Origin of the sequence: Mesorhizobium sp. WSM4310 (assembly GCF_007003935.1) — a bacterium.
Classification (GTDB): Bacteria; Pseudomonadota; Alphaproteobacteria; order Rhizobiales; family Rhizobiaceae; genus Mesorhizobium.
Genome location: NZ_VFTA01000006.1, coordinates 1 through 20,070 on the forward strand (window position 1 = coordinate 1; position 20,070 = coordinate 20,070).

Consider the following 20,070-nt stretch of genomic DNA (forward strand, 5'->3'; position numbering starts at 1 on the left):
GGGGGGCGGGGCCCGCCGCTCTTTTTTGTTGCCTTGACCCAGCAGGACCGGCGGCCTCAAGCCGCTTTTGCTTCCGGCTTTTGCAGCGCGAAGGAATGTCCGTCCGCATCGAAGATATGCAGGTCCTCGGCATTGGCGCTCAGCCGCAATGTCGAACCGCGCTTGACCTCGACATTGCCCGGCAGTTTGGTCACCAGCGGCAGGTCGGCGCGGCCGATATCGACATAGACCAGCTGGACCTCGCCGAGCTGCTCGACATAGTCGACCGTTCCCTCGAACAGATAGTCCGCGCCGCTGGCGATCATCAGGTCTTCCGGCCGCACGCCGAAACTGACCGCCGCGCCCTTGGCCGAGGCCGGCGTGGTGATCGGCACCGCCGCCTTGCGGCCGCCGACATGGCTGACGACGGTCGGGTTGCCGGTCTTGTCGATGGTTGCCGGCAGGATGTTCATGGCCGGTGAGCCGATGAACTGGGCGACGAACAGATTGCCGGGTTTCTTGTAAAGGTCCATCGGCGTGCCGACCTGTTCGACATGGCCGTCCTTCAGCACCACGATGCGGTCGGCCAGCGTCATCGCCTCGACCTGGTCGTGGGTGACATAGATCATCGTCGTGTTGGGCATCGATTCCTTGAGCTTGGCGATCTCGATGCGCGTGGCGACGCGTAGCGCGGCGTCAAGGTTCGACAGCGGCTCGTCGAACAGGAACACTTTCGGATTGCGCACGATGGCGCGGCCGATGGCGACACGCTGGCGCTGGCCGCCCGACATCGCCTTGGGCAGTCGGTCGAGATAATTGGTCAATTGCAGGATTTCCGCCGCCTGGCGCACGCGGCGGTCGATCTCGGCCTTGTTCTCCTTGCCGATCTTCATCGAGAACGCCATGTTGTCGTAGACCGTCATATGCGGATAGAGCGCGTAGGACTGGAACACCATGGCGATGCCGCGCTTGGACGGCGGCACGTCGTTGACAACGTCGCCATCGATCTTGAGTTCGCCCGACGTGATTTCCTCGAGCCCGGCGATCGAGCGCAGCAAGGTCGACTTGCCGCAGCCCGATGGACCGACGAAGACGATGAACTCGCCCGATTTGATATCGAGGTCGATGCCGTGGAGAATGTTGAGATTGCCGTAGGACTTCTTCACTTGTCTCAGATTGACATCGGCCATTGGTGTCCTCCCAGTGATTTCCTCAAAGATTTCAGTCTATGCGCCCGAACCAGGCGCCGTAGCCGCCAAGCTCGATCGAACCGGTGCTCGCCTGCCCGGAAAACCCGTGTCCCGGCAAAGGTTGCAGTGATCGGCTGCCAAGGTCAACCTTGGCCGGCTTGGCGCCCAGGTTGAAGACGCAGACAACCTGCTCGTTGCCGGCGCGGCGCGTGAAGGCGACGGTGTCGCCCTCGCTTTCGATGAAGGTGATGTCGCCCTTGGCCAGAGCCGGATGGGCGCGGCGGAAGGTCAGGAAGCGCCGATAGTGCTCGAGCAGCGAAGCCTGGTCGCCTTGCTGGACATTGACGGCCTGCGCCAGATGCTTGGCCGGCACCGGCAGCCAGGGCTTGGCCTGGGAAAAGCCGCCATTCCTGGCGCCGCCATCCCACACCATGGGCGTACGGCAGCCGTCGCGGCCCTTGAACTCCGGCCAGAAGCGGATGCCATAGGGGTCCTGCAGGTCCTCGAAGCGCAGTTCGGCCTCGCCCAGCCCGAGTTCCTCGCCCTGGTAGATGCAGACCGAGCCGCGCAGCGACATCAGCAATGCCGAGATGACCTTGAGATAGGCGACAGGGTCGGCTTCGCCGGCGGCCCAGCGCGAGGCCGGGCGCATCACGTCATGGTTGGAAAACGCCCAGCACGACCAGCCGTCGCTGGCGACCTTGCCAAAGGCTTCCAGCACCGAGCGCACCTTGGCGGCGCTGATCTTTTCCGGCGCCAGGAAGTCGAAGGAATAGCACATGTGCACGCGCTTGCCGCCGGCCGTGTAGGCGGCCACGACTTCCAGCCCGCGCTGCGAATCGCCGACCTCGCCGACGGCGGCGGTTGCCGGATATTCGTCGAGCAAAGCGCGGAAGCGTTCGAGGAAGCCGAGATTTTCCGGGCGGCTCTTGTCGTAGAGATGGTCCTGGTAGTTGTAGGGATTGACCGCCGGCGCGGTCTGGTCGTTGCGTTCTTCCGGCGGCAGCGGCGGATTGTTTTCCAGGCCCTGACTGTGGAAGTAGAAATTGATCGTGTCGAGGCGAAAGCCGTCGACGCCGCGTTCCAGCCAAAAGCGGGTGACGTCGAGCAGCGCATCCTGGACTTCACGGTCGTGGAAATTGAGGTCGGGCTGCTCGGCCAGGAAATTGTGCAGGTAATATTGCTGGCGGCTGGTGTCCCACTGCCAGGCCGACCCCCCGAAGATCGACAGCCAGTTGTTGGGCGGCGTCCCGTCGGGCCTGGCGTCCGCCCAGACATACCAGTCGGCCTTGGAATTGCTACGGCTCGACCGGCTTTCCTTGAACCAGGGATGGATGTCGGCCGTGTGCGACAGCACTTCGTCGATCATCACCTTGAGACCCAGCCGGTGCGCCTCCGCCGTCAGCGCGTCGAAATCGGCCAGCGTGCCGAACATCGGGTCGACGTCGCAATAGTCCGAGACGTCATAGCCGAAATCCTTCATCGGCGATTTGAAGAAGGGCGAGATCCAGATGGCGTCCGCGCCGAGCGCGGCGATGTAGGGCAGCCGTCCGATGATGCCCTTGAGGTCGCCGATGCCGTCGCCGTTCGAATCCTGGTAGCTGCGCGGATAGATCTGGTAGATCACCGCGCCTCGCCACCAGTCGCGATCGATGGCGAGGTCGGGGTTCGAACTGGCTTTCAAAGCGGATTGCATGATTTCAGCCTCCTTTCACCGAGCCGGCGAGCAGCCCGCGGACGAAATAGCGCTGCAGCGAGAAAAAGACGATTAGCGGCACGATGATGGTGATGAAGGCCGATGTCGTCAGGATCTCCCAGTTGCCGCCGCGAGAGCCGAGCAGCGCGTTGAGCTTAGCCGTCAACACGATCTGGTCGGGTGCCGTACCAAGGAAAACCATCGCCACCAGGAGATCGTTCCATACCCACAGGAATTGGAAGATGGCGAAGGAGGCCAACACCGGGAAGGACAGCGGCAGCACGATCTTGACGAAGATCTCGAAATCGCTGGCGCCGTCGATGCGGGCCGATTCCATGATCTCGCGCGGCAGGCCGGCGATATAGCTCCTCAGCAGGTAGATGGCGAAAGGCAGGCCGAAGCCGGTATGCGCCAGCCAGATGCCGAGATAGGTCTTCGACGGCACGCCGAAGAAAGTACCGACGCCGTTATAGAGCTTGAGCAGCGGGATCAGCGACATCTGCAGCGGCACTACCAGCAGGCCGATGATGACCGCGATCAGCAGCGCACGGCCGGGAAACCGCATCCAGGCCAGCGCATAGGCGGCAAAGGCGGCGATCAGGATCGGGATGACCGTCGCCGGTATGGTGACGGTCAGCGAATTCATGAACGAGCGGCCGATGCCTTCCGAGAACAGCACCGTCTGGTAGTTGTCGGGGGTGAATTTCGGCGGCGCCGACGAAGCATAGTAGAGACGCTGGCCGCGGTCGCCTTCGAACGCCTTGGGCGAGGTCATGACGAAGCTGCCGTCGGCATTGACCTGCAGGGTGACGCCTTCACCCAGGTCGGCCGATGAGCCGGCCGGATATTGCGTCGGAGCGGCCGCCTTGACGCCGAAGGCGCTGATGTTGCGCTTGGCGCCATCGCCGAAAATGTTGCCCTCGAGAACGTACTTGCCGTCCTTCTGGGTCTGCGCCGTGGCGGGCGGCAGCCGCCCGGCCTCGGTCTGGCTGGAGCTGGCGAATGAATTCCACCAGCCCGAGGCGACTATCTGGTCCTTGTCGCGCAGCGACGAGACCAGGATGCCGAGTGTCGGAATGGTCCAGATGGCAACGAAGACCAGCACCGCTATGTGGACGCCGAAACGGCTGGCGAAGGATTTTCCGGTCGCGACGGCCATCTCAATGTCCTCCCGTCTCTTTGTTCGCCTGGCGGATGTTCCAGACCATGATCGGGATGACCGCTATCATGATGATGATGGCGATCGTTGCGCCGCGGCCGAAATCGCCGCCGCCTCGGAACATCCAGTCGAACATCAGATTGGCCAGCACCTGGCTGTTCCACTGGCCGTTGGTCATGGTCAGCACGATGTCGAAAACTTTGAGCACCAGGATGGTGATGGTGGTCCAGACAACGGCGATGGTGCCCCAGATCTGCGGCACCATGATCTTCCAGAAGATCTGGAACGGGTTGGCGCCGTCGATGACCGCGGCCTCCAGCGTCTCTTCCGGAATGCCGCGCAACGCCGAGGACAGGATGACCATGGCAAAGCCGGTCTGGATCCAGATCAGGATGATCATCAGGAAGAAATTGTTCCAGAACGGCAGCGATATCCACACCTGCGGCTGGCCGCCGAAATGCTGGATGATGGCGTTGAGCAGGCCGATCTGCACCTGGCCCTCGCCGCGATACTCGTAAATGAACTTCCAGATCACGCTGGCGCCGACAAAGGAGATGGCCAGCGGCAGGAAAATCAGGCTCTTGGCGATCGTGCCCCACCAGATCTTGTCGGTGAGCACGGCGATGATCAGGCCGAGGAAGGTGCAGGCCGCCGGCACCACGGCCAGCCACAGCAGGTTGTTCAGGATCGAGCGCCGGAGGTCTGGATCGCGCAAAGCCCACTCATAGTTGGCGAGCCCGACGAAACTGCTGCCGCCGCGGTCGAGGAAGGAGAGCCATAGCGTCGCGATCACCGGGTAGATCAGGTAGATGGTGAGAATGATCAGCGCCGGGCCGACGAACAGCCATGGCCGCACAAGGCCCTGCCGGCGCAGATTGTTGACGGCAGCCGTGCCGGTGACCCCGCGCGAAGGGAAGGTCAGGTCCAGCAGTTTGTTGGCGCCCCAGAAGTAGGCGACACAGCCGCCGACGCCGATGATGATGACGAAAATGGCCGAGAAAATCTGAGCCGCCATGGGTCCCTCTCCCTGCGCATGACCAGCCAGGCAAGCTGGCGGTCGGATGCACCGACTTTGTGAGTCATTCGGAACAATCGAAACGCGAAGGCTTCCGGCGTATGCCGCCGGTCGGACCCGGGCCGTGGCCCGGATCCTGCAGGAGGATCAGTAAGGTTCCAGCTTGCCTGTTGCGATCTACTTGATTGCGTCCCAGCTCTTCTGGATGTCGGCGGCCACGTCCTGGGCGGACTTGCCGCCGACCAGATCGATCATGCCGGTCCAGAATGAGCCGGCACCGATCTTGCCGGGCATCAGGTCGGAGCCGTCGAAACGGACTGTCGTCGCTCCGACCAGGATCTCGCCCTGCTTCTTCAGCGCATCGCTGCCATAGGCATCCTTGTTGGCGCTCTTGAAGGGGGTGACGAAGCTCTTCTGTGCCATCCACAATTCATGCGCGAGCGGCATTTCGAGGAACTTGATGAACTCGCGCGATGCCTTGGAATCCTTGGTGATCATCACCAGCGTTCCGGCGACCTCCAGCGGCGTTCCGAGTTCCGGCTTGGAGGCGTAGGGCGGGTAGGGGAAGAAGTCTGCGTCCTGGCCGAGCTTCACGCCCTCCGGGAAGAAGGACGGGATGAACGATGCCTGATGGTGCATGTAGCACTTCGGCGGCACGGTGAAGAGCCCCTTCGGGCTGTCGCGGAAATCGGTCGCCGCCACTGCCTTGGCGCCGCCATCCACCATCTTGTCGTCCGTGGCGATCTTGCCGAAAATGTCGATGGCGCTGACCACCGCCGGGTCGGTGAACGGGATCTCGTTCTTGACCCACTTGTCGTAGACTTCCGGCGGCTGCGTCCTGAGCATGATGTCCTCGACCCAGTCGGTCGCCGGCCATCCTGTCGCACCGCCGGAACCAAGCCCGATGCACCAGGGCTTGCCGCCATCGGCGATGATCTTCTTTTCGAGCTCGGCCAGTTCCTCTTGCGTCTTCGGCACCTTGTAGCCGGCTTCCTCGAAATTGTCGGGCGAGTACCAGACCAGCCCTTTCACGTCGATCTTGTAGGGAAAGGCATAGAAGGCCGACTTGCCGTCCTTGCCGGTATAGGTGCCGAGTTTGGCCCAGGAGTCGCCGGCGGCGTAGTTTTCCTTGATCCAGGCGGCGACGTCGTCGCCCAGCGGAGTCAGCACGCCCTTGGAAGCGAGGTCCTGGATCAGGCCCGGCTGCGGCAGGACGGCGATGTTCGGCGGGCTGCCGGCCTGGGTATCGATGACGATCTGCTGCTCGTAGTTTTCGGACGAGGAGTATTTCACCTCCGCGCCGGTCGCCTCGGAGAAATAGTCGAGCACCGAACGGACAAGCGTCTCATCCTCGCCGCGCCACGGCCCGAAGATGGTCAGCGTCTCGCCCTTGAGGTCGACCTTCTTGAGGTCTTCAAAGTTTGCCCAGTTGAAGCGCTTGTCCTCGCCTGGCTTGAACTTCAGTTCGGCATGCGCGGGCGTATTCAGGGCGAGCGCACCAAACGCAACACCCAGCAAAAGCATTTTCTTCATCGGTATTCCTCCCAGTGGGTCACACACACCGGACGGAACCTCCATTCCGCCCGCCGACGCCGCAGGACTGTGACTCAGTCGCAAGGGAACCGCAACCTTTCGAAGAGTCTTCCAAAGCGCTTTGGCTTTTCGGATCACGCCATTGAATCATCTGAAAGTCAAGAGGCTCGGTAGCTAATCGATTTAATTTTGCAGATTATGCCGCCGAAAAGTGCACCGCAGCATGCTTTTTTGGCAGCGCAACAGCAATTTTCGTTTCAAACTGACTCCAACCCCGACTATGGTCATCTCGATACCGTCGCGCCTTTGTGGCGATTGGGTCGATTCAATTTAAAAGCGCTTTGAGGGAATGGAGGCCGTTGTGAACCTCAAGCAGCTCGCGCATATGCTGGCGCTTTCGCAGACCACGGTAAGCCGGGCACTGAATGGCTATCCGGAGGTCAACGAGGAGACGCGCAGGCGCGTCATGGACGCCGCCAAGCGCCATGGTTATCGCCCCAATCCGAGCGCGCGGCGGCTGGCGACCGGCAAATCCGGCATGATCGGCTATGTCCTGCCGACGGGTGCGGCCGTCGACATCGATCCGCATTTTGTCGAGTTTCTGTCCGGCCTCGGCGACTATGCCCGCTCGCACGAGCTCGACCTCGTGCTGTCCCCGGCGGACGCCGACGACCAGGAGACGACCTATCGGCGCATCGTCGCCAACCGGCAGGTCGATGCCGTCTATATCTCTTCGCCGCGGCCGCAGGACAGTCGGGTGGCGCTGGTCAGCACGCTCGGCATTCCCTTCCTCGTCCATGGCCGCAGCGAGGGCTTCGATTTCGACTATCCCTATCTCGACATCGACAATGAGGGCGCCTTCCACGAAGCGGCGCGGCTGCTGGTCCAGCTCGGCCACCGGCGGCTGGCGCTGATCAATGGCGACGACCGCGAGACCTTCGCCATCCATCGCGAGCGCGGCGTGCGCCGCGCGCTCGCGGCAAGCGGGCTAAGCCTGGGCGAACGCCATGTCTGCTCCGTGGTCATGACCGAAGAGAACGGTTATCGCGCCACCAGGCGCCTGCTCGAGGAGGGCGACGCGCCGACGGCGATCGCCTGCTCCAGCCTGATCATGGCGCTGGGCGTCGTGCGCGCGGTGCGCGACCTCGGCCTCACCATTCCCGGCGATGTCTCGCTGATCGCTCATGACGACGTCTTCCCCTGGTTGAAGCCGGAGAATTTTTCTGTGCCGCTGTCGACGACGCGCTCATCCATCCGCCTTGCCGGCGCCCGCGTCGCCGAGCGGCTGGCGGCGCGGATTTCGGGGCTGGAAGAAGGCGCCCGCGGCGAAGTCTGGCCGGTCGATCTGGTGGTCAGGGGATCGGTTGCGGGAGCGCCGGCCTAGCGGTCGAAACGCAATCACTCTGAGCGAGGGGGGGCGGCCCGGTAATCGTGCGGAACGGTAAGCCGCCCCCCAACGTTAGCGCATGACGGGGTGAGAGGAGGCAAACATGGTTTCGTGGAAAGGCACTTGGCGCAATCAATACGGCTCGGTTGTGATTATCGAAGATGATAGTGGTGGCATGATCCGGGGTGTCTTCAGGACAGCGTTGCCGGACAGCAGCTTCTCCGGGATGGTGGTGCCATTCTATGGCGCCGCTCATGGAGATGTGATTGGCTTCACGTCTGCGGCGTCGGGAAAGGCGGGGCCTGCCGCTGTCAGCTACACCGGCATTGTTCGAGACGGCAAGATCGAGATGTTGTGGCACACGGTGGCCGGACAGGTGCTCTCAGCCGAGGCGGAAGGTGAGCCCGCAAAGCTGACCACGGTTGGAGCATGGCGCGCCTTCGGGACGAGCCTGGACACCTTCGAGCGTATTGACTGAGCGATCTCACTGGTTCGCAGCCACGTTAAACTCCAAGCTAACCTTAGTCGCTTGCCGCCCCGGCGGCCTTGATGTCCAACAAGCCGTAGCCGAAATCATTGTCTCTGCCCTTGGGGCCGAGATCCTTGGCGGTGGCTGCCAGCGCTTTCTCGATGTCGTCGGCCGAGCGGTCGGGCGAAGCATGGAGGAGATTGGCGATGGCGCCGCTGACGATCGCCGCGGCGAAAGAGGTGCCGGTGACGACATCCGAGCCGGCGCCGCTTGGCGCCACCATTTCGACGCCCGGCGCCGAGATGAAGACATAGGCGCCGCGATTGGCCTGCGGCATCAGTCCGTCCTTGGCGTCGGTCGCGGTCACGGCGATGACGCCGTCGAAGGCGGCCGGATAGCCATAGGGCGCCTTCGGCCCGTTGTTGCCGGCGGCGGCGACCAGCACCATGCCGAGCGCGCGGGCATTGCGGCAGGCGGCGCCGAGCAGGTCGTTCTTCGGCCCGACGAAGCTCATATTGATGATGCTGACATTCTGCTCGGCCGCCCAGTCGAGCGCGGACAGGATGACGTCCATGGTCGACTTGCCGCCTTCGAAGGCGCGGGCGTGGTAGATCCTGGCGCCCGGCGCCATGCCTTCCAGCGCGCCGACGCCGGCGATCAGCCCGTCGATCGAGGTGCCATGGTCGCGCTTTTCGACCGGCACGTCGGGCATGGCGTCGAACTGTCCGGCGATGACACCGGCCAGTGCCGGATTGGTGTCATCGATGCCGGTATCGATGACGGCGACGCGGACGTTTTGACCGCTCGCCTGTTTGGCATCGAGCGCGATACGGTCAAAGGCATAGTTGACGATGCCGGCGGCCTGCTGCAGCGAGTAGATGTGGTTGGGCTCGCGCCGCTGCGTCCGGCCGTCGGCGGCAAGCTGCGCCAGCACGACGCCGACGGGGCGACCATCGGGAATACCGAAGCGTACCAAAGTGGTGCCGAGCAGGCGTGACTGGCGCTGCGAGCGCACCTGGAGGCCGAAGGAGGCGGCGATCTGCTGCACGGCGCCGGCATCGCCGTCGACCGTCACCAGCACCTCGTCGGGCACAAATTCGCCGGCCACGGCGCGCGGTGGCTGGACGGCGACGAGATCGGTCGGCGAGACGATCGGCCCGCCGGCCGGAGGGCCGGCCTGATTGTTGCCGGGCGGCGTGACCGGTTCCGGCGGCGGCGTCGGCACCGGTGCCGGAGGCGCGACCGGATTGGGAAACAGGTCGACGATCAAGGCGGGAAGAAAGACGGCGGCCGCCTGGGCAGGACCCGCACCGCTGGCATTGCCGCTGGCGCTGCCGTCCTTGGCGCAATCTGCGCCGGCCGCGTTGGTGCCGTTTCGGCAGTCGATTTTCGTCTGGTCGCTCTTGGCGGCATTGGTCTGTGCCGACGCAGGCACGGCGGTGATTGTCATCGCCGCCGCCACGATTGCCGCAAATCGAAGGGCCGCCTCAGCCGCCATCAACCGGTTTCCTTCCCTCGATCACAGTGTCGGCGAATGGCTGGGCTGCAATAAGGCCAAGCTGCTTGGCATAGTCGGCTGCGTTGGCGGCGGGAATGCCGATCCGGAACACGCTGTCTGCGGTCGGTCCACCGATGACCTTCAGCCCGTTGCTGCCGAGGAATGCCGAAATGTCCGACATCTTCGCATCCGGTTTGAACTTGACCAGGGCGAACGGCATTTTTGCCAGATCGTCTTGCGCGCCGGCAATCTCGAAATCCTTGCCCTTGCCACCGGGCTGCACCAGGGACTGCACAGCGATCAGCGCCAGCAGGACCGCGGCCGTCGCCCAGGCGACGCCGACCGGCACAGCCATGAAGCGGCTCCAGGCCTGCGCCAGCCAGGACGAGCCAGCCGGCTTGCGTGCAGGTCCGGCCTCGGCATCGAGCGCCTTGGCGAAGCGGCTGAGCGCATCGGCTGGCGGGCGGATTGCTTCATTGGCGGCCGATGCGCCGGAGAATTCGGCCTCGGCCTCGCCAAGGGCTGTCATCGCCGCCGGATCGGTCGCCAGCCATTCCTCGACGGCTTCGAGGTCGGAGCCTTCCAGCGAGCCGTTCAGGTAGAACGGCAGCAGCGTTTCCATTTCGTCGCGACGCGACATTTTTTCAGCGGCGCTCATGGCCACCCCCTGTCGTAACCGGCCGCCTTGAGGGCCTCGCCGAGTTTCTTGCGGGCGTAGAACATCCGGGTCTTGACCGTCGCGACCGGGATGGCGAGCACCTCGCCGATCTCTGTCACCGACTGCCCGTGATAATAGGCAAGATCGATCACCGTGCGGTGTTCTTCGGGCAAGGCGTCGATGAAGCGGCGCAAGGCGGCGGCCTTGTCTTCCTTCATGGTGACGACCTCCGGCGTGTCGGCGCTGTCCGGCACCGCGGCGGCCGCCTCGTCGTCGATCCAGTCTTCCTTCTTCTTGCGCAGCAGCGACAGCGCCTTGAACCGGGCGATGCCGAGCAGCCAGGTCGAGACTTCGGAGCGCCCTTCGAAGCACGGCGCCTGGCGCCACAGCTCAAGGAACACCTCGTTCGCGATATCGTCAGCCATCATTTCCGATCCCGTCTGGCGCGCCACGAAGCGGTAGACGCGCGCGTGGTGACGCATGAACAGGAGCCGCACGGCGGCACGGTCGCCCTTCGCGACCCGGTCGACAAGCGCACGATCTGTCTCCGTCGCCGCCGTCATGGCCGGTCGAGCCGCCTGGCTCCTGCCTGCTCTGTCGCCGATCGGTCCAAAAAGGTTCATCCTCCGCCAAGGAATTTGCGGAGGCTAACCGAAGAGCGGGGCGGTTGCCAGTAGGGACGCCTTCCTTCCCCCCCTTGTGGGGGAAGGTGGATCGGCGCGCAGCGCCGAGACGGATGAGGGGTGGTCCAGCGGAGTGAGACGTTGGCGTTCCCTGGAACACCCCTCATCCGTCGCCTTCGGCGACACCTTCTCCCACAAGGGGAGAAGGGAAAGCCGCCCTCACCCCAAGAAAGGCTTCGCTTTCATCGTCGCGGGCACCGGCACGCCGAGCCGGCTCAGCACCGTCGGCGCCAGCTGCAACTGGTCGAGCAGAGTATCGGCCTCAGGCCCTTGGCCTTGTCCGAAATAATACAGCGCGAAATCCTGCATCTCGTTATCATGGCCGCCATGGTGGCCGCGGTCGGTCTGGCCGTGATCGGCGGTGACCATGACCTCGTAGCCGGCCGCGATCCAGCCTGGCAGGAAGGCGGCCAGCATGCCATCCATCGCATAGACCGCATGGTCCATCTCGTGGCAGTCATGGCCGAAGCGATGGCCCATCGAGTCCAGTGTGCAGGTGTGCAGGATGCCGTAGTCGACGCCGTGGCGTTTGGTCAGCATGGTCAGCGTCGCGAACAGATCGACATCGCTCGGCGTCATCTGGTTGCGGGCGTTGTAGCCGGTCATGGTGTGGAACCGGCCATGCGTGATCGGCCCGCCCGGCTCGTCATATTCCATGTCCTCGACCAGGTCGAACGGGTAGGAGCGGAAGAATTCCGACCAGTAGGAGTGGGTGACCGCCCCGGTCTTGCCTCCGGCCTTGCTGACTTCCGAGAAGATGTCGGGCTGCGCGACGCGGAACCGGTTCTCGTTGGAAAGAATGCCATGCACCTGCGGCGACACGCCGGTGTGGATCGAGGCATAGCAGCAGGCCGAGGTCGACGGCAGCACTGAGCGCATCTTCCAGACCCGCGCCTCGCCCGATTGCACCCAGCCTTCGAGATTGCCCATCAGCCGGCGCCAGTTGCGATAGGGAACGCCGTCGAGGATGATCAGCAGAAGCTTGGATTTGAGCGCCATGGGCTGCTCCATGCAGTCTTGTCATAGAGGGCAGGGATGGGGTCCCGGGCCCGACCAGCAGGTCGTTAGTTCCCCGCGCTGGCCATGCGCCGCCCCTTGATCGCCTTTTCCAGCCAGCCGATCTCCATCTCAGGGACCGACGACAGGAGAAGGTCGGTATAGGCGTCGAAGGGCGGCGTCAGAACCTTGCTCTTCGAACCGTAGCGGACCACTTCGCCGCGATACATCACCGCGATCGAATCGGCGATCGACTTCACTGTCGCCAGATCGTGGGTGATGAAGAGATAGGCGACCTTCTCGTGCTGCTGCAGGTCGAGCAGCAGCTTGAGGATGCCGTTGGCCACCAGCGGATCGAGCGCCGAGGTCACCTCGTCGCAGATGATCAGCTTCGGCTTGGCGGCGAGCGAGCGGGCGATGCAGACGCGCTGCTTCTGGCCGCCTGAAAGTTCCGCCGGATAGCGGTCGACAAAGCCCTTACCCATTTCGATCTCGTCGAGCAGTTCGGCGACGCGCTTGTCGCGTTCCCTGCCGCGCATGCCGAAATAGAATTCGAGCGGCCGGCCGATGATGGTGCCGACGGTCTGGCGCGGGTTCATCGCGACGTCGGCCATCTGGTAGATCATCTGCAGCTGGCGCAGATCTTCCTTCGGCCGGTCGGCGAGCCGGTTGGCGAGCGGCCGCCCATCGAAGGTGACAGTGCCTTGCTCGGGCGGCAAAAGGCCGGTGATGGCGCGCGCCAGCGTCGACTTGCCGGAGCCGGATTCGCCCACCACTGCCAGCGTCTGGCCGGGGTAGATGTCGACCGACACGTTCTTCAGCACCTTGACGTGGCCGCCGCCATAAGCGGCGGTGACGTTCTTCACCGACAGGAACGGCGTGGCGCCGGGGGTCTGCTCCTGGTGCTCGATCTCATGCACCGAGACCAGCGCGTTTGTGTATTCCTGGCGCGGCTCCTTGATGATCTGGCGGGTACCGCCCCATTCGACCAGCCTGCCATGGCGCAGCACCATGATCTCGTCGGAGACCTGGGCGACGACGGCAAGGTCATGGGTGATGTAGAGCGCCGCCACATGGGTGTCGCGGATGGCGTCCTTGATCGCCGCCAGCACGTCGATCTGCGTCGTCACGTCGAGCGCCGTTGTCGGCTCGTCGAAGACGATCAGGTCGGGTTCCGAGCACAGCGCCATTGCCGTCATCACGCGCTGCAACTGGCCGCCCGAGACCTGGTGCGGAAAGCGTTCACCGATGGTTTCCGGGTTCGGCAGGCTGAGCTTCTTGAACAGCGCGACGGCGCGCTTTTCGGCCTCGGCGCGTGTCGCCGTGCCATGCAGCAGCGTGGCTTCCACCACCTGGTCCATCAGCCGGTGCGCCGGGTTGAAGGCGGCCGCCGCCGACTGCGCGACATAGCAGACCTCGCGGCCGCGCAGTTTGCGGAAACCTTCCTTGCCGCCCTTCAGGATATCGCGGCCGTTGAGGATCACTTCGCCGCCGGTGATGCGCACGCCGCCACGGCCATAGCCCATCGACGACAGGCCGATGGTCGACTTGCCGGCGCCGGATTCGCCGATCAGGCCCAGCACCTTGCCCTTTTCCAGCGTCAGCGAGACATCGTGCACCAGCACGATGTTCTTTGGCGCTTCGCCGGGCGGATAGACCGTGGCCTCGATGCGCAGATTCCTGATATCGAGCAGCACGCCTGGCTTGGGTTGTCCGGGCTTCGCGTTGCTATCAGCCATCACCCGCGTCCTCCCTTCAGGCTTGTCGTGCGGTTGAGGATCCAGTCGGCGACAAGGTTGACCGAGATGGCGAGCGCGGCGATCGCCCCCGCCGGAATGAGTGCCGCGGCAATGCCGAAGACGATGCCGTCCTTGTTCTCCTTGACCATGCCGCCCCAGTCGGCGTCCGGCGGTTGCACGCCAAGGCCGAGGAAGGACAGCGTCGACAGGAACAGCACCGCATAGATGAAGCGCAGGCCGAGTTCGGAGACCAGCGGCGACAGCGCGTTGGGCAGGATCTCGCGGAAGATGATCCAGGCGCTGCCTTCGCCGCGCAGCTTGGCCGCTTCGACATAGTCCATGACGTTGATGTCGACGGCGACCGCGCGCGAAAGGCGGTAGACGCGGGTCGAGTCGAGAATGCCCATGACCAGGATCAGCGTCACCAGGTTCGTCGGCAGCACGGAGAGCACGACCAGGCCCATGATCAGGGTCGGGATCGACATCAAGAGGTCGACGAGGCGTGACAGGATCGTGTCGAACCAGCCGCCAAACACCGCTGCCGAGAAACCGAGTATGGCGCCGAGCGAGAAGGACAGAGCGGTGGCCAGCACGGCGATGAACAGGGTGATGCGGGCGCCGTAGATCATGCGCGACAACAGATCGCGGCCGAGATTGTCGGTGCCCAGCCAATGCGCGGCCGACATTGGTTCCCAGACGTCGCCGACGATCTCGGCATTGTCGTGCGGCGAGATCCACGGCGCGAAGATCGCCGCCAGCACGAACAGGGCGGTCAGCACCAGGCCGATCAGGGCAGGGATGGGGATGCGTCTTATATCGAGCATGCCCGCCCCCTCACTTTGGATGTCTGAGACGCGGATTGGCGACGATCGCCGCAATGTCCGCGATGATGTTGAGGCTGATATAGACAGCGGCAAAGATCAGGCCGACCGCCTGCACCACCGGCACATCGCGCTTGGTGACGTGGTCGACCAGATACTGCCCCATGCCGGGATAGACGAAGATCACCTCGACGACGACAACGCCGACGATGAGATAGGCGAGGTTGAGCATGACGACGTTGATGATCGGCGCGATCGCGTTCGGAAAGGCGTGCTTGCGGATGACGGCGAAGGCCGAGAGCCCCTTGAGCTCCGCCGTCTCGACATAGGCCGACTGCATGACGTTGAGGATGGCGGCACGCGTCATGCGCATCATGTGGGCCAGCACCACCAGCGTCAGCGCCGTCGCCGGCAGCGCGATCGCCTGCATCCGCTCGCCGAAGGGCATGCCGTCATAGACGGTCGAGATGGCGGGGAACCATTGGTGCTGAACCGCGAAGTAGAAGACGAGCAAGTAGCCGATGAAGAATTCCGGGAAGGAGGTCGAGGCGAGCGCCAGCCCGGAGATCAGCTTGTCGACCCAGCCATTGCGGAAACGCACGGCGATCAGGCCGAGCGTTATGGCCAGCGGGATGGCGACGATCGCCGCCCAGAAGGCGAGGAACAGCGTGTTCCACAGCCGGCCCTTGATCGAGGTGGCGATATCCTGGCCGCTCGACATGGCGGTGCCGAGGTCGCCGGTCAGCACGCCGCCGAGCCAGTGGAAATACCTGACATAGGCCGGATCGTTCAGCCCGAGCTGTTCGCGCAGATTGGCGAGCGACTCCGGCGTCGCCGATTGTCCCAGAATGGCTTGAGCGACGTCGCCGGGCAGGATTTGCGTGCCGGCGAAGATCAGGACCGAAATGGCCAGCAGAAGGAGGATGCCCAGCGCGATGCGCTGGGCAATTAGCTTCAGGATGGGTGAGGACATCTCCGCAAAGCCGGACTCAGGCCTGCAGCCAGCACTTCGCCAGGGCGTAGCCGTTCATCAGTTCCTGGTGCGGATCGTCCACCCAGCCATCGACCTTGGCGCCGGTGGCGTCGATGAACTGGTTGAACATCGGCAGGATCAGGCCGCCTTCGTCACGCACCATGACGGCCATGTCGTGGTACATCTGCTTGCGCTTGGCCTCGTCGAGCTCGGCGCGCGCCGCCAGCACCATCTTGTCGAAGTCCGGGCGCTTGAAACGCGTGTCGTTCCAGTCGGCGGTCGACAGGTAGGCGGTCGAGTACATCTGGTCCTGCGTCGATCGCCCGCCCCAATAGGAAGCGCAGAAGGGCTGCTTGTTCCAGACCTCGTTCCAGTAACCGTCGCCGGGCTCGCGCTTGAGCTCGATCTTGATGCCGGCCTTGGCCGCGCTCTGCTGGAAGAGCTGCGAGGCATCGACCGCGCCGGGGAAGGCGACGTCCGAGGTCCTCAGCAGAACGGTGCCGTCATGACCGGACTTCTTGTAGTGGAACTTGGCCTTGTCGGGATCGTACTTGCGCTGCTCGATTTCGGTGAACAGCGGATAGGACGCGTTGATCGGGAAGTCGTTGCCGAGCGAGCCATAGCCGCGCAGCACCTTGGTCAGCATCTCTTCGCGGTCGATGGCGAGCTTCAGCGCCATGCGCAGGTCGTTGTTGTCGAAGGGCGCCGTGTTGCAATGCATGATGAAGACATAGTGGCCCGGACCCGCATGGTTGCGGATGGTCACGCCCGGCACGCGCTTGATCAGGTCGACGATCTTCGGCTCGACGCGGTTGATCATGTTGACCTGGCCGCCCTGCAGGGCCGCCGTGCGCGCCGTCGCGTCGTTGATGACGATGACTTCGATCTGGTCGGCATGGCCCATCTTGTCGCCCTGCCAGTAATTGGCAAACCGTTCGGCGCCATGGCGCACGCCGGGCTCGTTGGTCTTGACCACATACGGGCCGGCCGAAATGCCGGCATCGGGCTTGTCCTTGCCGCCATTGGGCTGGACGATCAGGTGGTAGTCGCTGAGCAGGTAGGGAAGGTCGGCATTGGCCTCCTTCAGCGTCAGCACCACTTCCTTGCCGCTGGCCTTGATGGTGTCGATGCCCTTCATGTAGCCGAGCGCGCCGGACTTCGACTTCTCGTCCGAGTGGCGCTCCAGCGTGGCGGCCACGTCCTCGGCGGTCACGGTCTTGCCGTTGTGGAATTCGACCCCGTCGCGGATTTTCAGAGTCCAGGTCTTCGCGTCGTCGGATGAGCCGATCTCTTCGGCGATGCGGTTCTCGAGCTTGCCGTCCGGCGACAGCTCGACGATCATTTCGCCCCAGCACTTGCCGAAGGCGAACGGCACCTGCGTCATGAACAGCGCCGGATCGAGACTGTTGGTGGATTCGCCGCCGACCAGGCCGGCCTTCAGCGTGCCGCCCTTGACCGGGCCTGCCGCGCGCGCCGCGCTTGAAAGCAGCGAATTGGCGAAGGGCGCGGCGATGCCGAGCGCTGCCGCGCGACCGAGAAAATCACGACGGCTCAGCTTGCCCGCTGCGACACGCCGGCTAAGGAATTCCAGTTCGTTCGACATGTTGAGTTCCTCACTCTGTTGGTTCGACTCTACGGTCGATTTTTGTTGTTAATTCTCCCTGAATAATGAGGGTAAGCTAACGCCGTAAGCAAGACCGAATGCGACATGCCGTGGCGTAAATCGTACGTCGCATTTGGACCAAGGGCGTCAGCGCTCAGACAAGCGCACGTGGAATTTTCTCCTCGAAATTGCACTCGAAGACGATTTGTTCGCCCTCATAGGCCTCGATTCTGGCGCTGACGATGAAGTTTTGTGCGTCCGATCGCATCTCTGCCCATGTCTCGGTTCGCACCGACCATCCATTTCGCGACAATGTCTGCGTCCAGTGTGTTTTCCCAGAGGCCGACAATGGATTGTCAGGATGGATCGTCCATGTTTCGCGGGCGATGCTGCCATTGACCAGGCCGTGGTCGAGATCGCGCACCTCGCCGAAATCATCCGCAATGGAAAGCGTGACGATTCCGGTCTTTTCGTCGCGATCGACATGGCGTTCGGAATTCGCTGCACGGGTCGTCTCGGTGGCCCAGGGCGCAGCACCTTCCGGCTCGGCGAACGTCGCTTCGCCGCCTTTCGCCAGCGGCCGCAGCGGCAAGGCAAGTGTCGCCGCCGACAAGCTTAACTGCGCCGGTTCCGGCGACGGCCAGATCATGGGCCAATAGGCGTTCGACACGGCGACGCGCAGGCGGTGGCCGGCCGGCACGCGGTAGGCGCATTGATCGAGCACGACGCGCGCCGACACGGTCTCGCCCGGCGCCAGTGCCTGCGGGAATTCGTGCGAGTCGCGATGTGTCAAATTGAGCACACCATAGGAGATCAGTTCGGAAGCGCCGTCGGGATGGACGTCGCAGAGCCGCACCGCGATGTTGGCCTGCGGGCGATCGGAAGCGAACGTGACCTCGACTTCCGGCGCGCCGACAATGTCGATGGTCTCGGCGAGTTCCGGTTGGTCGAAACACACCGACAGTGCATCGTCGGGACGCTGGTCGCCCGGCAATTCCGGACCGAAGGTGAACGGAAAATATTCGCCGCCGGCGAGCCCACAATTCTGCGGCGAGGCGACAATGGTTGGTTGGCTCCCCTTGGGCAGCAGTTCGATGGCCTGGGTCTTGATCGCGGGTGACGGCCATTGTTGCTCGGCCACCCAACGGCCGGGCCGCTCGGGGTGCCAGCGCGCCGGACGCACGCTGTCCATCACATAGGCGCGGTAGGCGGGATCGCCCTCGACGCCGGTCTCGGTGCCCTTCAGCCAATGGTCCCACCAGCGCAGCGCCTCCTGCAGGAAGCCGATGGCCGGCTGGGGGCCGGCATAGTGCGGGTATTTGTGGATCCAGGGGCCGACAATGCCCCTGACCGGCGCCTCGATGTTGGTGACCAGGTGCGAGATCGTGTTGCGGTAGCCGTCATGCCAGCCGCCGATCGACAGAACGGCGGCCTTGACGGCCGAAAAATCCTCGCAGATCGAGCCGCGCTTCCAATAGGCGTCGCGATGCTGGTGGCTGAGCCACAGCGGCAAAAGGAAGGGCTGGTTCTCCAGTCGGGTCAGCCACAGATCGCGCCATCTGTTGTCGCCGGCGATCAGCGGGTCCGGCGGCCGCGACGAGTAGGAGAGCATGGTCGAGGCCCAGCCGAAATTCTCGATCAGCAGGCAGCCGCCCTTGTAGTGGATGTCGTCGGCGTAGCGGTCGACGGTCGAGCACAGGCTGATCACCGCCTTCAGCGCCGGCGGCTGCTTGGCCGCAACCTGCAGGCAGTTGAAGCCGCCCCAGGAGATGCCCATCATGCCGACATTGCCGTTGCACCAGGGCTGAGCCGCCGCCCAGGCGATGACGTCGCAGGCGTCCTGCAATTCCTGCTCGGAATATTCGTCGTCCATCAGCCCTTCGGAATCGCCATTGCCGCGCATGTCGACGCGGATCGAGGCATAGCCGTGGCCGGCGAAATAGGGATGCGTCAGCTGATCGCGAAAAATGGTGCCGTCACGCTTGCGGTAGGGCAGGTGCTCGAGGATGACAGGCACCGGATCGTCGCCGGCATCCTCCGGCATCCACACCCGCGCGGACAGCCGGCAGCCATCCGGCATGATGATGCCCATATCGGGGAATTCAACGACCTTGCGGGGAAATTCGGTGACGGTTTTCATGGGTGCGCATAACGCCCCGAGGCGCGGCAAGTTTCAATCGCCATTCGCGACTGGAGCAGCGAATTATGCGACCTGTGCCGTTACCGCAATTCGTCCAGCAATTCGGGATGTCTTTCCAGCAACGTCATCAGTTGGATGGTCGGACCGCTAGCCTCGATCAGGCCTCTTTCATACTTGTCGAAGGCATTCTCGCCGACCTTGAACAGCGATCCCGCCTCGCGCTGTGACAGTTTGAGCTTTGTGCGCATCCGCCGGATGGTTGCTGGAGCGGGAACGCCATCGATCTTTTCCTTGAGGGCACGAAGAGCTGCGTCGACAGCAGTCATGTCGTCTCCAACATGCACACCTTCGCCCTGCGAAGCCGGATAGTAACCTGGCAGGTCGACAATCATGCTCTCGCCCTTATAGGTCACGGTGAATGGACGCACTTGACGCGTCAGGGTTTCCCGGTTTCGGGGGAAATCATCGTTTCACTTCCTTCTCTTGTCGCCATGCGTTTTTTCCATGCTGCAATATGCCACCATAAAGGGG

Annotated in this window: 17 protein-coding genes; 2 read left to right on the plus strand and 15 right to left on the minus strand. The window is 63.6% G+C overall.

Annotated elements, in window-relative coordinates; all coding sequences use genetic code 11:
* Positions 1–56: 56 nt before the first annotated feature.
* The 5 genes from ugpC to FJV80_RS08955 all read right to left on the minus strand — a co-directional run bounded on the left by ugpC (position 57) and on the right by FJV80_RS08955 (position 6,572).
* Positions 57–1,169 (minus strand): sn-glycerol-3-phosphate ABC transporter ATP-binding protein UgpC, encoded by a 1,113-nt coding sequence (ugpC, locus tag FJV80_RS08935; protein WP_142876154.1) that lies wholly within the window; start codon positions 1,167–1,169, stop codon positions 57–59.
* Between the two features lie 31 nt (positions 1,170–1,200).
* A complete protein-coding gene (locus FJV80_RS08940) occupies positions 1,201–2,865 on the minus strand; it encodes an alpha-glucosidase family protein (protein ID WP_142876155.1) in 1,665 nt (554 codons plus the stop codon).
* Between the two features lie 4 nt (positions 2,866–2,869).
* Positions 2,870–4,024, minus strand: a complete 1,155-nt coding sequence (locus tag FJV80_RS08945; RefSeq protein WP_095771552.1) for a carbohydrate ABC transporter permease — start codon at positions 4,022–4,024, stop codon at positions 2,870–2,872.
* A gap of 1 nt (position 4,025) precedes the next feature.
* Positions 4,026–5,039 carry a sugar ABC transporter permease gene (locus FJV80_RS08950; RefSeq protein WP_095771553.1) on the minus strand — a complete coding sequence of 338 codons (1,014 nt, stop codon included), beginning with the start codon at positions 5,037–5,039 and terminating at the stop codon, positions 4,026–4,028.
* Between the two features lie 177 nt (positions 5,040–5,216).
* Positions 5,217–6,572, minus strand: coding sequence for an ABC transporter substrate-binding protein (locus tag FJV80_RS08955; RefSeq protein ID WP_095771554.1), 1,356 nt, complete (start codon positions 6,570–6,572; stop codon positions 5,217–5,219).
* 361 nt (positions 6,573–6,933) lie between these two features.
* Between FJV80_RS08955 and FJV80_RS08960 the strand changes: the two genes are divergently transcribed.
* Positions 6,934–7,956: a substrate-binding domain-containing protein gene (locus tag FJV80_RS08960; protein ID WP_038653696.1), complete on the plus strand. Its 1,023-nt coding sequence runs from the start codon at positions 6,934–6,936 to the stop codon at positions 7,954–7,956.
* A 106-nt stretch (positions 7,957–8,062) separates the two neighbouring features.
* A complete protein-coding gene (locus FJV80_RS08965; protein WP_095771555.1) occupies positions 8,063–8,437 on the plus strand; it encodes an avidin/streptavidin family protein in 375 nt (124 codons plus the stop codon).
* A 43-nt stretch (positions 8,438–8,480) separates the two neighbouring features.
* Here FJV80_RS08965 and FJV80_RS08970 read toward each other — a convergent pair whose 3' ends face one another.
* From FJV80_RS08970 to FJV80_RS09015, 10 genes are all read right to left on the minus strand, one after another.
* On the minus strand, positions 8,481–9,926 hold the full coding sequence (locus FJV80_RS08970; RefSeq protein WP_142876156.1) for a S8 family serine peptidase: 1,446 nt from the start codon (positions 9,924–9,926) through the stop codon (positions 8,481–8,483).
* Positions 9,916–10,584: an anti-sigma factor gene (locus FJV80_RS08975; RefSeq protein WP_142876157.1), complete on the minus strand. Its 669-nt coding sequence runs from the start codon at positions 10,582–10,584 to the stop codon at positions 9,916–9,918. Before FJV80_RS08975 ends, FJV80_RS08970 begins: the two co-directional genes overlap by 11 nt.
* Positions 10,581–11,147, minus strand: a complete 567-nt coding sequence (locus FJV80_RS08980; protein WP_142876158.1) for a sigma-70 family RNA polymerase sigma factor — start codon at positions 11,145–11,147, stop codon at positions 10,581–10,583. Before FJV80_RS08980 ends, FJV80_RS08975 begins: the two co-directional genes overlap by 4 nt.
* 279 nt (positions 11,148–11,426) lie before the next feature.
* Positions 11,427–12,266 carry an alkaline phosphatase family protein gene (locus tag FJV80_RS08985; protein ID WP_142876159.1) on the minus strand — a complete coding sequence of 280 codons (840 nt, stop codon included), beginning with the start codon at positions 12,264–12,266 and terminating at the stop codon, positions 11,427–11,429.
* A 65-nt stretch (positions 12,267–12,331) separates the two neighbouring features.
* Positions 12,332–14,002: an ABC transporter ATP-binding protein gene (locus FJV80_RS08990; RefSeq protein WP_142876160.1), complete on the minus strand. Its 1,671-nt coding sequence runs from the start codon at positions 14,000–14,002 to the stop codon at positions 12,332–12,334.
* On the minus strand, positions 14,002–14,826 hold the full coding sequence (locus FJV80_RS08995) for an ABC transporter permease (RefSeq protein ID WP_095789423.1): 825 nt from the start codon (positions 14,824–14,826) through the stop codon (positions 14,002–14,004). Before FJV80_RS08995 ends, FJV80_RS08990 begins: the two co-directional genes overlap by 1 nt.
* Positions 14,827–14,836: 10 nt before the next feature.
* Complete coding sequence (locus tag FJV80_RS09000) at positions 14,837–15,796, minus strand: ABC transporter permease (protein ID WP_095771558.1); 960 nt, start codon at positions 15,794–15,796, stop codon at positions 14,837–14,839.
* A gap of 16 nt (positions 15,797–15,812) precedes the next feature.
* Positions 15,813–17,399: an ABC transporter substrate-binding protein gene (locus FJV80_RS09005; RefSeq protein WP_095771559.1), complete on the minus strand. Its 1,587-nt coding sequence runs from the start codon at positions 17,397–17,399 to the stop codon at positions 15,813–15,815.
* A gap of 154 nt (positions 17,400–17,553) precedes the next feature.
* Positions 17,554–19,539, minus strand: a complete 1,986-nt coding sequence (locus tag FJV80_RS09010; protein WP_142876161.1) for a CocE/NonD family hydrolase — start codon at positions 19,537–19,539, stop codon at positions 17,554–17,556.
* An 80-nt stretch (positions 19,540–19,619) separates the two neighbouring features.
* Positions 19,620–19,931, minus strand: a complete 312-nt coding sequence (locus tag FJV80_RS09015) for a type II toxin-antitoxin system MqsA family antitoxin (RefSeq protein ID WP_246688933.1) — start codon at positions 19,929–19,931, stop codon at positions 19,620–19,622.
* Positions 19,932–20,070 lie beyond the last annotated feature (139 nt).

What these genes read in the sequence shown, in the direction of transcription:
- FJV80_RS08950 (WP_095771553.1), bottom strand. Translation starts at nt 5,039, where the DNA reads ATGGCGGCTCAGATTTTCTCGGCCATTTTCGTCATCATCATCGGCGTC.
- FJV80_RS08995 (WP_095789423.1), bottom strand. Translation starts at nt 14,826, where the DNA reads ATGCTCGATATAAGACGCATCCCCATCCCTGCCCTGATCGGCCTGGTG.
- FJV80_RS08975 (WP_142876157.1), bottom strand. Translation starts at nt 10,584, where the DNA reads ATGAGCGCCGCTGAAAAAATGTCGCGTCGCGACGAAATGGAAACGCTG.
- FJV80_RS08945 (WP_095771552.1), bottom strand. Translation starts at nt 4,024, where the DNA reads ATGGCCGTCGCGACCGGAAAATCCTTCGCCAGCCGTTTCGGCGTCCAC.
- FJV80_RS09000 (WP_095771558.1), bottom strand. Translation starts at nt 15,796, where the DNA reads ATGTCCTCACCCATCCTGAAGCTAATTGCCCAGCGCATCGCGCTGGGC.
- FJV80_RS08955 (WP_095771554.1), bottom strand. Translation starts at nt 6,572, where the DNA reads ATGAAGAAAATGCTTTTGCTGGGTGTTGCGTTTGGTGCGCTCGCCCTG.
- ugpC (WP_142876154.1), bottom strand. Translation starts at nt 1,169, where the DNA reads ATGGCCGATGTCAATCTGAGACAAGTGAAGAAGTCCTACGGCAATCTC.
- FJV80_RS09015 (WP_246688933.1), bottom strand. Translation starts at nt 19,931, where the DNA reads ATGATTGTCGACCTGCCAGGTTACTATCCGGCTTCGCAGGGCGAAGGT.
- FJV80_RS08990 (WP_142876160.1), bottom strand. Translation starts at nt 14,002, where the DNA reads ATGGCTGATAGCAACGCGAAGCCCGGACAACCCAAGCCAGGCGTGCTG.
- FJV80_RS09005 (WP_095771559.1), bottom strand. Translation starts at nt 17,399, where the DNA reads ATGTCGAACGAACTGGAATTCCTTAGCCGGCGTGTCGCAGCGGGCAAG.
- FJV80_RS09010 (WP_142876161.1), bottom strand. Translation starts at nt 19,539, where the DNA reads ATGAAAACCGTCACCGAATTTCCCCGCAAGGTCGTTGAATTCCCCGAT.
- FJV80_RS08985 (WP_142876159.1), bottom strand. Translation starts at nt 12,266, where the DNA reads ATGGCGCTCAAATCCAAGCTTCTGCTGATCATCCTCGACGGCGTTCCC.
- FJV80_RS08940 (WP_142876155.1), bottom strand. Translation starts at nt 2,865, where the DNA reads ATGCAATCCGCTTTGAAAGCCAGTTCGAACCCCGACCTCGCCATCGAT.
- FJV80_RS08970 (WP_142876156.1), bottom strand. Translation starts at nt 9,926, where the DNA reads ATGGCGGCTGAGGCGGCCCTTCGATTTGCGGCAATCGTGGCGGCGGCG.
- FJV80_RS08965 (WP_095771555.1), top strand. Translation starts at nt 8,063, where the DNA reads ATGGTTTCGTGGAAAGGCACTTGGCGCAATCAATACGGCTCGGTTGTG.
- FJV80_RS08980 (WP_142876158.1), bottom strand. Translation starts at nt 11,147, where the DNA reads ATGACGGCGGCGACGGAGACAGATCGTGCGCTTGTCGACCGGGTCGCG.